The sequence below is a fragment of the Nakamurella sp. genome, assembly GCF_044224575.1.
Classification (GTDB): Bacteria; Actinomycetota; Actinomycetes; order Mycobacteriales; family Nakamurellaceae; genus Nakamurella.
This window is the reverse complement of sequence record NZ_JBGAKE010000025.1, coordinates 1-11,607: the sequence shown is the minus strand read 5'-3', so window position 1 is coordinate 11,607 and position 11,607 is coordinate 1. Positions and strand designations below refer to the sequence as shown.

Here is an 11,607-nt window from a genome sequence, read left to right as displayed (position 1 = left end):
AGCGGCGCCCAGGTACACCCGCAGCCGACCTCTCGTCGCCACCGGCTCACCTCCGTCCACCCGGTCGCCCATCACCCACTGAACGGGTACCGCTGATCCAACTCCATGTTGAGCTCCAGCGCGTTGACGGTCGGCTCACCGAGGAAACCCAACGTCCGGCCGGCGGTGTGCTCGGCGATCATGGCCCGCATGGTCGCGTCGTCGATGCCCCGGGCCCGGGCCACCCGGCCGGCCTGCAGCGCCGCGTACTCCGGGCTGATGTCGGGATCCAGCCCGCTGCCGCTGGCGGTCACCGCGTCAGGGGGCACGGCCGGGACGTCCGGTGCATCACCGCGGATCGGGGTGATGACGCCGCCGGAGTAGTCCGTCCCCGGGGTCGCACACTCCACGGCCACGCCCTGGTAGCGGCCCAGGAACGGGGCCGCCGGGCAGGGTTCGTTGACGCTGATCACCCGGGTCACCTGGCCGGTCAGCCCGTCGGCGTGGAAGACCGAGAGCACCGCGCCGATCCCGTCGGCGGTGCAGTACGGCCGGCCGCCGTCGACGCCGTTCAGTTCCCCGGCGGCCCGGCTGCGTGCGCACACCTGGGTGAGCAGGGATGCGGGCGAGCCATCCACCGTACCGTCGACGACGTTCTCCGGGCCGAGGTTGGACGCGCCCGACGCCGTCGGGTCGTATCCGCCGGCGGACGGCCGGGTCTGGAAGTACTGGACGAGGGCATGGCCGTCGGCATCGGTGAACGACTGGCCGATCAGGGCGCTGCCGACCACTGCTCCACCGGGGTCGACGACGAGTGACCCGTCGGCCCTGCTCTGCAGGCCGGGGAACTGGGCGATGGCGAGCACGGCCAGCGGGTAGCCGATGCCGAGCAGCACGGTGAACACGAGCAACGCGCGCAGGGCGGCCAGGTGGTGGGACACGGCGGTGGGGAGGCGCATCACGAGATCCCGGGGATGAGGGAGACGACGAGGTCGATGAGCTTGATGCCGATGAACGGAGCGATGATGCCGCCGAGCCCGTACACCAGCAGGTTGCGCCGGAGCAGCACCGACGCACTGCCTGGGGTGTACCGGACACCGCGCAGGGCAAGGGGAATCAGCACCACGATGATGATCGCGTTGAAGATGACGGCGGACAGGATCGCCGACGTCGGGCTGGACAGCCGCATGATGTTGAGCGCGTCCAGGCTGGGGTAGACCGCGACGAACATGGCCGGGATGATCGCGAAGTACTTGGCGATGTCGTTGGCGATGGAGAAGGTGGTCAGCGCCCCGCGGGTGATCAGCAGCTGCTTGCCGATCTCCACGATCTCGATCAGCTTGGTCGGGTCGGAGTCCAGGTCGACCATGTTGCCGGCTTCCTTGGCCGCGGACGTCCCGGAATTCATCGCGACCCCGACGTCGGCCTGGGCCAGCGCGGGAGCGTCGTTGGTGCCGTCCCCGGTCATCGCGACCAGCCGGCCGCCGGCCTGCTCCTGCTTGATGAGGGCCATCTTGTCCTCGGGCGTCGCCTCGGCGAGGAAGTCGTCGACGCCCGCCTCCTGCGCGATACTCCTTGCCGTCAACGCATTGTCGCCGGTGATCATCACCGTGCGGATGCCCATCCGGCGCATCTGGTCAAACCGCTCGCGCATCCCGGACTTGACCACGTCCTTGAGGTGGACCACGCCGAGGGACCGGGCCGGTTGGCCGGGAACCAGCTCGGCGACCACCAGCGGGGTGCCCCCGCCGGCACTGATCCCGTCCACCAGCGGGCCGATGCTCGTCAGCGCCCGACCGCCGTTGTCGCGGACCCAGGCCATCACCGCGCTCGCCGCGCCCTTGCGGACCTGCCGCAGGCCCCCGCCGGCCGGCAGATCGACGCCGGACATGCGGGTCTGCGCCGTGAACGGCACCCACCTCGCGCCGGCCAGTTCGCCCGGATGGCGTTCACGCAACCCGTAGGCCGACTTGGCCAGCACCACGATCGAACGGCCCTCCGGGGTCTCATCGGCCAGGCTGGAGAGCTGCGCCGCGTCCGCCAGCTCGTCCGCGGACACCCCCTCGACCGGCAGGAACTCGCTGGCCTGCCGGTTCCCCAGGGTGATGGTGCCGGTCTTGTCGAGCAGGAGCGTGTTCACGTCGCCGGCGGCCTCGACGGCCCGCCCGGACATGGCCAGCACGTTGCGCTGCACCAGCCGGTCCATCCCGGCAATGCCGATCGCGGACAGCAGCGCGCCGATCGTGGTGGGAATGAGACAGACGAGCAGGGCGACCAGCACGACCCCGGTCAGCCCGGCCGCGCCGAGCGCCGCGGAATCCACCGATGCCGGGTTCTGCGCCTTCGAGTAGATGGCCATCGGCTGCAGGGTGGCCACGGCGAGCAGGAAGACGATCGTCAACGAGGCCAGCAGGATGTTCAGGGCGATCTCGTTCGGCGTCTTCTGCCGGTTCGCCCCCTCGACCAGTCCGATCATCCGGTCCAGGAAGCTCTCCCCCGGCCGTTGGGTGATCCGGACGACGATCCGGTCCGACAGCACCTTGGTGCCGCCGGTGACCGCGGACCGGTCACCGCCGGACTCGCGGATCACCGGCGCCGATTCTCCGGTGATCGCCGACTCGTCGACGCTGGCGATGCCCTCGACGACATCCCCGTCACCGGGGATGATTTCGCCGGCCTCGACCACCACCACGTCGTCGACGGTGAGCTGGGCGGCCGGCACGCCCATTTCGGCCGCGGTCGTCGAGCCGGGTGTCCAGCCGGTGAGCCGGCGCGCCACGGTGTCCTGCTTGGCTTTGCGCAGGGAGTCGGCCTGCGCCTTGCCCCGGCCTTCGGCGACCGCTTCGGCCAGGTTGGCGAACAGCACGGTCAGCCACAACCAGACGGTGATCGACCAGGCGAACACCGACGGCTGCACGAGCGCCAGCACGGTGGTGAAGACCGAGCCGATCTCCACGATGAACATGACCGGGTTACGCCACAGGGTCGCGGGGTTCAACTTGCGCAGGGCGTCCGGCACGGATCGGACCAGCTGCCCGGGGTCGAGCAGGCCGCCGCCGACCCGGCGCGGGCCCGGCGCTGCCGTCGCGGTCGAAGCCGGATCGGCGGGCACGGTCGTGATCGACATCGGCGTTCTCCTACAGACCCTCGGCCAGCGGGCCGAGAGCGAGCGCGGGCAGGTAGGTGAGGGCGACCAGGACAACGGTGACCCCGACGAGCATGCCGACGAACAGTGGTTGATAGGTCTTGAGCGTGCCCGCGGACTCCGGCGTGGGTTGCTGCGCGGACAGCGAACCGGCCAGGCCGAGCACCAGGATGATCGGCACGAACCGGCCGAGCAGCATGGCCAGGCCAAGTGCGGTGTTCCACCATGGGGTGTTGACCGACAGGCCGGCGAAGGCCGACCCGTTGTTGTTGCCGGCCGAGGTGAAGGCGTACAGGATTTCCGACAATCCGTGCGGCCCGGCGTTCAGTGTGGCGTCCTGCCTGCCGGTGGCGAACGCGGTGGCGGTCCCGACCAGCACCACCATCGGCGTCACCAGGAAATACATGGCGGCGAACTTCATCTCGCGGGCACCGATCTTCTTCCCCAGGTACTCCGGGGTGCGCCCGACCATCAGCCCGGCGATGAAGACGGTGACGACCGCCAGCACCAACATCCCGTACAGCCCGGACCCGGTCCCCCCGGGCGCGACCTCGCCGAGCATCATGTTGACCAGCGGCACGCCGCCGCCCAGTGCGGTGTAGGAGTCGTGGAACGAGTTCACCGCGCCGGTCGAGGTCAGGGTGGTGGCCGCCGCGAAGGTCGCGGACTGCGGGACGCCGAAACGGGTCTCGACACCTTCCGCCGCCGCCCCGACCGCCTGCGGCACGGTCCCGCCGTGCGCGAGTTGCAGGGCGTTCAGCGTGATCACGCTGCCGATGGCCAGCACGCCCATGACGGCGACGATCGCGTAGCCCTGCCGGTTGTCGCCGACCATCCGGCCGAAGGTGCGCGGCAGCGCGAACGGGACCACCAGCAGGAGGAACACCTCGAGCCAGTTCGTCCAGCCGGTCGGGTTCTCGAAGGGGTGCGCGCTGTTGGCGTTGTAGAACCCGCCGCCGTTCGTGCCCAATTCCTTGATCGACTCCTGGCTGGCCACCAGCCCGCCGGTCAGGTGCTGGGTGCCACCCGCGAGGGTGACGACATCCGTTCCGGCCGAGAGGTTCTGCACCACACCGCCGGCGATCAGCACGATCGCGCCGACGACCGCGACCGGCAGTAGCACCCGGAGCACGATGCGGACCAGGTCGACCCAGAAGTTGCCGAGCCGGTCGGTGGCCCGGCGGGCGAACCCGCGGACCAGCGCGGCGGCGACCGCAATGCCGACCGCCGCGGACACGAAGTTCTGCACCGCCAGACCGGCCGCCTGCACCAGGTAGCCCATCGTCGTCTCGCCCGAGTACGACTGCCAGTTGGTGTTGGTGACGAAGCTGACCGCCGTGTTCCAGGCCTGGTCCGGCGCCACCGCATCGAAGCCCAGGGACAGGAACAGGTGATCCTGCAGCCGTTGCAGTCCGTAGAGCAGCAGCACCGACACCGCCGAGAAGGCCAGCACGCTCCGGGCATAGACCCCCCAGGTCTGCTCGCCATCGGCGTCCACCCCGACCAGCCGGTAGATGCCCCGCTCCACCCGGGAGTGGCCGGCCGGGGTGAGCACCCGGTACAGGTAGTCGCCGGCCGGGCGGTAGACCAGGGCCAGCACCAGGATCAGGGACGCGATGAACAGCACGCCCGCGGTCGCCGTCGTCATCTCAGAACCGCTCCGGGAACAGCAGGGCGGCCACCAGGTAGCCGACCAGCCCGATCGCCAGCACGGCACCGACCACATTCACCCACGTCACAGCCGTTCCACCGCCCGCACCAGCAGGCCGAGGACGACGAACGCGAGCACCGTCAGCAGCAGGAAGATCAGATCGGACACGAGAACCCCTGAGAACCGGCGCGGCCGAGGATCGGCCGCCGGAGCCCATGTAAGACCCGCATCCCCGGTCGGCGGCCCGTTTTCACGAAATCTCTACGCGCCGGAGCCGGGATTTCACGTTTTCGATACGGCGGCGCCCGGCGGCCGGGAGTTGGATCGGTGGGGTGAGGATCGACGTGAATCGAGGGGCCCTGCGCGGATCGCTGATCGGTGCCTCCGTCGCCGTCCCGCTGCTGGTCTGCTGGCTGCTCTCGTTCGGCCGCGGCACGATCGCGAGCACCACCGCGGTGCTGGTGCTGGTGCTGGTGGTGGTCGCCGCCGCCGCCACCGGCAGCCGACCGGCCGGGATCGCCGCCGCGCTCGCCTCGACCGTGGGCTTCGACTTCTTCCTCACCGAGCCGGTGCATACCTTCACCATCACCGACTCGGACGACGTCGAGACGGCGGTGCTGCTCCTGCTGGTGGGCGCCGCCGTCGGCGAGATCGCGCTCTGGGGGCGACGGCAGCAGGCGCACGCCAGCCGCGAACAGGGTTACCTCGACGGGTTGCTCGGCACCGCCGGTGCAGTGGCGGCCGGCGCCACGGCCAGCGGTGAGGTGGTGGATCTGGTCCGCGCCCAGCTCGTCGCCCTGCTGCAGCTCGACACCGCGCGATTCGACCCGGCGACTCGATTCGGTCTGCCCACCCTGAACGGTGACGGCACCCTGATCCGCGCCGGCCATCCCGTGGACGTGACCCGCAAGGGCCTGCCCACCGACACCCAGGTGACCCTGCCCGTCCGGCACGGCGGCACCGTCTACGGGCACTACCTGCTCACCGCCGCCACCCGGGTCGTCCGGCCCAGCCGTAGCCAGCTGCGCGTTGCGGCCATGCTGGCCGACCAGGCCGGTACGGCGCTGGCCACCGATGCCCGCGCCGGGTGAACGGGAGGCGGCGCGGCGGGCCGCGCGGACGAAGTCGGCGACATCCGTCCCACCCGTCCCATTCCCGGTCAGTTGATCCGCGCCGGCGTAGTTGATCCGCGCGGGGAGGGGTCGACATGTCTTCAGGCGGACCGGCCCGGGACATGGATCGGCCCGGGACACGTGGTTCGTGTCCCGGGGCCGATCACGCGTGGTGCCGGTGGTCCGGCGTCCGAGGGATCAGCCGACGGCCGGCCCGAAGTACCACTGCTGGTTCCAGTCACCGTTGTAGTACCACTGGTCGATGGCCGCACCGGCATTGGTGCTCGCCCCGGCGACATCGGCGAACAGACCGGTGGCCCGGTTCTGCACGGTCTTGGTCTGGCCCAGCAGGCTCTGGCCCTGGTACACGTTCAGGAACCACTGCTGGCCGGGGTTGCCGGTGCAGGCGACCTGGATCAGCTGCTGGCCGGCGCCGTAACCGGGTGCCGCCAGGCACTTGCCGCTGTTCCGGTTGACCAGTTCGGCGTACCCGCTGTCGGTGGGCAGCACGTACCACTGCTGGTTGTGGCCGCCGTTCCAGACCCATTGCAGCAGCGGCGCACCGTCCGCGGTGCTGCCGTAGGAGACGTCCCAGAGCAGCGGGGCGGAGTACCACGGGTGCGACGACGGCGAGTAGGCGCCCGAGTTGAACACGCTGGCCAGGGCGTCCAGGGTGCTGGAGCCGGCAGCACCGATGGACGTCATCACGTTGTAGATCGCGGCCTGCCCGTCACCGAACGCGTTGGTCAGCGCGGCCTGGATCGTCTGCGCCGGGACCCCGATCTGCTGGAATGCGACGGCCACCTGGCGATCGGTGTCGCCGAACACGGCGTGCAGGGTGCCGGCGACGCTGGTCGCGGTGTTGCCCAGGCCCAGCAGCACGGAGGCGATCCGGGCGTCGGCGTCGCCGTAGAAACGAACCAGCAGGTTGGTGATCTGGGTCTGCTGGTAGCCCAGCTGGGACAGCGTGGACGCGACCTGGCTATCCGCGGCGCCGAGCACGGACTTCACCGCGGAGATCGCGGTGTCGACGCTGAAGCCGGTGCTCAGCAGCACCCGCATGACCTTGTCATAGCCGTCGCCGTAGGCGTTCTGCAGGGCGCCGGCGATCTGGTTCGGCGTGGCCCGCAGGGTGTTCAGCGCCGCGGCGGCCTGCGCGTCGGTCCAGCCGTACGCGTTCTTGAACGCCCGGGCGACCTGAGCCGCGTCGCCTTGAAGCTGCTGCCAGAGCGCGCCGCTGGTGGTGGAGTAGCTGAAGGGCACCGAGCCGAGCGGTACCCCTTCGATCGTGACCGACGCATTGCCGGAGGCCGAGAACGACGCACCGCTGCCGCTCACCGACACCGACCCGGCCAGGTCCGCGCCGGCCTGCAGGTACTTCGGCTGCCCACCGGCGATGTGCAGGGAGACGGCCGCGTTGGCCATCGACGCGGAGGCACCCTCGTCGATGCCGGCGAGGAACGAGATGCCGGTGTACTTGTCGGTGAACCCGCCGTGGAAGCTGAAGTCCGCCTGCGGGTTCGCCGGGTTCGCCGACAGATTGATCTTCAGATCCGTGTTGTTCAGGGTGACCGGTCCGACCGCGAAGTTCCCGACGCTGGCATCGGCGGTCAGGCTCGGGTACGGCAGCACGGCCACGTTTCCGTCGACGTGCACCGGAACCCCGGCGACGGTGCTGTCGAAGACCACCGTCGCGCCCGGGTTGATGGCGTGACCCGTGGCGTCGTTTCCGCCCAGCGGGGCGAACAGCAGCTGCGCCGTGTTGACCTGGACCGAATCCGGCAGGGAGGCCGGGATCGCATTGCCGGCGACGGACTTGACGATGGTGAACGGCTTGAGCGCGATACCGTTCGGGTTCTGCGCGGTCTTCTGACCGACGATCGAGACGCCCAGGATGGGGTTGTTCACGTCAAAGACGAGGTTCAGCGATGACGTCGCGCCGTCCTGGATGCCGATGGCGTCATTCCAGGCCTTCGGCAGCTTCAGGTTGTCGACCTTGAAGGCCAGGGTGGGCACCGGAAGGCCCGCCGTCGTCGGGCTGATCTCGACGCCGATCTTGCCGGCGACCTCGCCCACCGACAGGCCCTTGATGCCGAACGCGTCGGTCCACGGGCCGCCCAGGCCGGTGATGTCGAACTGGATGGAGACCGACACCGCGCCCTCGGTGCTGACGCCGAGGCTGCCGCCGAGCGTCACCTCGACCTGCGACGTCTGGCCGTCCGGGTAGAGCTTGGGAATCGTCACGAAGGCCGAGCCGGACACGGTCAGCGTGCCGCTGGAGGCGCCCAACTGGAATCCCAGCGTCAGGTCGTTCACATAGGCCGACGCGCCACCCGGGGTGTCCTGCTTGAACAGCTTGGCGCCCTGGTCGGCGGCGCCGAACTGCAGATGGGCGCTGGCGGCGAAGCCGTTGTTGGACAGGGTGGCCCGGACCGCGATGGTCTTCGGGGTGGGCAGCTGCAGGTTGTTCAGCGCCGCGCTGACCGCGCCGGTGGGCTGGTAGTTCAGCAGCAGCGTGATCCCGGCCGGCAGGGTGAACGGGTCGCCGGTGGCACCGACGGTGGTCGGGTCGAAGGCGGGGACCTGCTTGCTGGCCAGCACCAGGGTGCCATTGCTACCCGTGGCGCCGACCCCGAGCGCACCCAGGTCGACCCCGGCCGATGCGGTGAAGCTGCCGTCGTCGGCGAAGTTCAAGGTGACCGGGACGTGCACCGTGTGCGCACTGTCGGGGGTCACCGTCAGGGTCGCCTGGGCGGTCACCGCGACCTTGGCCTGGGCGGTGCCGACGCCGGTACCGGTGATCGACACGGACGGGTTGTCGATCGAGAAGCCGCCGGTGTTGGGCAGCGTGATGGTCGGGGAGCTCGCGGTGATCTGGAAGGACTTCGCGGCCGGTACCACGCAGGCCTGCGCGGTGCCGCTGATGCCGGCGGCGGCGTCGGCCAGGCCGCCCTGGACGTCGAACCAGACCTGCCCGGGATCGGCGGCGGGACAGGCCAATCCGCTCGGCACGGCGGCGTTGGAGACCTCGACGTGGGTGAGCGACAGGGTGGCGCCGCCGGTCGTCCAGCTCCCGGTGTCGTCACCGGCGACGTCGAAGGTGATCTTGCCTGCAGTGTCGGTGATCGATCCGGTGAACGCCGGGCTGATGGTCAGGCCGTCGATCGGGCTGAAAGCCTCGGTGTTGACAGTGTCATTCGCTTTCAGCGACCAGTTCTTGCCGTCCTTGATCGCGCCGCTGACGGAGACCGTGAAGGCCGTCGCGCCGGAGCCGAGAACCGCGCTGCCGCTGATGCTCAGTCCGGTGTCGGTGGCCAGGGTGACCGTGCTGCCGCCCTTGACGGTGAGCACCCCGTCGGCGACGACCGCGTCCGCGCTGAGCGTTCCGGTCAGCGAGGCGGCGAGCGTGCCGCCCGTGTAGGACAGCGACCCGGACACCCCGACGGTGGCGCCCAGCACCGAGATCCCGGTGACGTCGACGGTCGCGGTCAGGTCGGTGCCGGACAGGTCGGTGGTGTCGGCGTGGGCGATGGTGACGGTCAGCGAACCGCCGAGCCCGTTGGTGGCGGCCACGTTCGCGGTGAGGGTCAGGGTCTTGGTCGACTCGTCGATCGTCACCGTCGCGCCGGTGAAGGACACGGACTGACCGGCGACCGGCAGCTGGAACGGGATCGCCGGCGATCCGGCGTCGACCGTGAGCACCGAGCCGTTCAGGGTGCCGGTGACGGTGCCGGAGCCCACGTTGAGCTGCAGGCCGGCCAGCAGGCTGCGCGCCGCCGACGACAGCGTGAAGGTGGTGGCCGGTGCCGCGGTGGCATCGGTGGGGCCGGCGCTCGAGGTAGGGACGGGCGTCGCGACCGACGGCGCCGATGCGGAGGTCGGCGCCGGCGCGGCGGACGTCGGTGCGGCGGCCGGTGCCGCGGCGGCCGGTGCCGGACTCGGCGCCTGGGCGGCCACCGGGGCAGGCGTGACCGGGGCGGGCGTGGTCGCTGGGGCGGCGGGCGCCGGAGCCGGATCGGCGGCCGGGGCCGGGCTGTCGGCGGTGGTGACCGGCGCCGTCGCCACCGGGGCGGCGGCGAGGGCGACCCCGAGTGGATTCACGGACGCCGCGGCCGGGGTCACCGGCAGCACACAGATCGTGGCGGCAGTGGATACCGCGAGCAGGCTGAGCAGGCTGCGCCGGGCCAGGACGCGCAGGGCGACCGGCCCTTCGCGGTTGATTCGTCGGGACATTCGATTTCCTCGGGTCAGGGAGAATTGCGGACCAACAAAGGTTCGCTTTTCGACCCGAGGAAATCGATGGTGCGCACTACCAGGTTGATTCGGGGGTGCACGCACCCCTGAAGAGTTATCGAACCGACACGGCGAAATAGGTATCAGGTTCGACAGTGCCTGCTGCGGGCAGCCTTCCGGTTCACATCAATTGATGATGAGATCCCGACCGTGGCCGATCGGCCCGCCGCGTTCGCGATCGGCCGGCGGTGCCTGACCCGGAATGGGCGGGGCAGCCGGCGGTGGCGGCGGCGGAATGAGCGGGGCGGCCGGCCGTGCCGTGGGGGCAGCCGCCGCCGGCGCTGCCGTGGGCGCGGCCGGCGGTGCCGTGGGCGGGTCGGCGGTCTGCGCCGTGGGCGTGCTGCGCTCCAGAAAGCGGAGCAGTTCGACGGGGAACGGCAGGACCAGGGTGGAGTTCTTCTCCGCCGCGACCGACACGATCGTCTCCAGCAACCGCAGTTGCAGGGCGCCCGGTGTGTCCGCCATCGTGCCGGCGGCCTGGGAGAGCTTCTCGGACGCCTGGAGTTCGCCGTCGGCGGAGATCACCCGGGCCCGGCGTTCGCGCTCCGCCTCGGCCTGCCGGGACATCGAGCGTTTCATGGCCTCCGGCAGCGCGACGTCCTTGATCTCGACCCGGTCGATATGGATCCCCCAGTCCAGCGCCGGGCTGTCGATCATCAATTCCAGCCCCTGGTTGAGGCGCTCGCGATTGCTCAGCAGGTCGTCCAGATCGCTCTTGCCGATCACCGAGCGCAGCGACGTCTGCGCGACCTGGGAGACGGCGAACATGTAGTCCTGCACGTTGACGGTGGCCAGCACCGGATCGAGGACCCGGAAGTACACCACCGCGTCCACCCGCACCGTGACGTTGTCCCGGGTGATGCCGTCCTGGGCCGGTACCGGCATGGTGGTGATCTGCATGTTGACCTTCCGCAGCCGGTCCACCACCGGCAGCATGGTCGTCAGGCCCGGTCCGCGGACACCGTCCCGGAGCCGGCCGAGCCGGAAGACCAGGCCCCGTTCGTACTGCTGCACCACCCGGGCGGACATCGCCGCCGCGCTGACGAACAGGACCAGCGCCACCAGAATCACGATCCACCAGAGGTACATGAGAACCCACCTCCGACCGGCGTTCGAGACGGCCTCCATCCGAGGCTAACCCTCGGTCGGGCCGGGCGGGGGTGCGTCGGTCAGTCGAGCAGGGCCGGCACGTCGAAGTCCTGCTTGCGGACGAACCGGGCGGCCCCGCAGCCGTCGACGCCGGGTAGATCGGCGCGTTCGTAGGTCGACACCAGGACGATTCGAACGCCGGGCCGGGCCCGCAGGATCCGCCGGCAGGCCTCCGTCCCGTCGATGCCGGGCAGCCGGACGTCCATCACGATCAGGTCGGGCGCCAGCTCGTCCGCGAGGTCGACGGCCTGCTCACCGGAGCCCGCCTCGCCGACCAG

8 protein-coding genes are annotated in these 11,607 nt (G+C 70.4%); 1 reads left to right on the top strand and 7 read right to left on the bottom strand.

What is annotated here, in order from left to right:
• Nucleotides 1-71: 71 nt before the first annotated feature.
• The 4 genes from ACILSK_RS21375 to kdpF are packed head-to-tail and all read right to left on the bottom strand — an operon-like array spanning nucleotide 72 to nucleotide 4,863.
• A complete protein-coding gene (locus ACILSK_RS21375; protein WP_395729206.1) occupies nucleotides 72-938 on the bottom strand; it encodes a potassium-transporting ATPase subunit C in 867 nt (288 codons plus the stop codon).
• The gene (gene kdpB / locus ACILSK_RS21370) at nucleotides 938-3,106 is read right to left on the bottom strand and encodes a potassium-transporting ATPase subunit KdpB (RefSeq protein ID WP_395729205.1); all 2,169 of its coding nucleotides are present in this window, start codon (nucleotides 3,104-3,106) and stop codon (nucleotides 938-940) included. The genes ACILSK_RS21375 and kdpB overlap by 1 nt, the downstream gene beginning before the upstream one ends.
• Before the next feature lie 10 nt (nucleotides 3,107-3,116).
• The gene (kdpA, locus tag ACILSK_RS21365; RefSeq protein ID WP_395729204.1) at nucleotides 3,117-4,772 is read right to left on the bottom strand and encodes a potassium-transporting ATPase subunit KdpA; all 1,656 of its coding nucleotides are present in this window, start codon (nucleotides 4,770-4,772) and stop codon (nucleotides 3,117-3,119) included.
• 1 nt (nucleotide 4,773) lies between these two features.
• Nucleotides 4,774-4,863 carry a K(+)-transporting ATPase subunit F gene (gene kdpF / locus ACILSK_RS21360; RefSeq protein ID WP_395729203.1) on the bottom strand — a complete coding sequence of 30 codons (90 nt, stop codon included), beginning with the start codon at nucleotides 4,861-4,863 and terminating at the stop codon, nucleotides 4,774-4,776.
• Nucleotides 4,864-5,119: 256 nt separating this feature from the next.
• Here kdpF and ACILSK_RS21355 point away from each other — a divergent pair, with 256 nt between their 5' ends.
• The gene (locus ACILSK_RS21355; protein ID WP_395729202.1) at nucleotides 5,120-5,866 is read left to right on the top strand and encodes a DUF4118 domain-containing protein; all 747 of its coding nucleotides are present in this window, start codon (nucleotides 5,120-5,122) and stop codon (nucleotides 5,864-5,866) included.
• Between the two features lie 219 nt (nucleotides 5,867-6,085).
• Here the strand turns inward: ACILSK_RS21355 and ACILSK_RS21350 are convergent, their stop codons facing one another.
• From ACILSK_RS21350 to ACILSK_RS21340, 3 genes are all read right to left on the bottom strand, one after another.
• Entirely contained in the window at nucleotides 6,086-10,120 is a 4,035-nt protein-coding gene (locus ACILSK_RS21350; protein WP_395729201.1) for an RICIN domain-containing protein, read from the bottom strand.
• Between the two features lie 186 nt (nucleotides 10,121-10,306).
• Nucleotides 10,307-11,269 (bottom strand): slipin family protein, encoded by a 963-nt coding sequence (locus ACILSK_RS21345; RefSeq protein ID WP_395729200.1) that lies wholly within the window; start codon nucleotides 11,267-11,269, stop codon nucleotides 10,307-10,309.
• Between the two features lie 80 nt (nucleotides 11,270-11,349).
• On the bottom strand, nucleotides 11,350-11,607 hold a 258-nt coding region (locus ACILSK_RS21340; RefSeq protein WP_395729199.1), incomplete at its 5' end, for a response regulator transcription factor.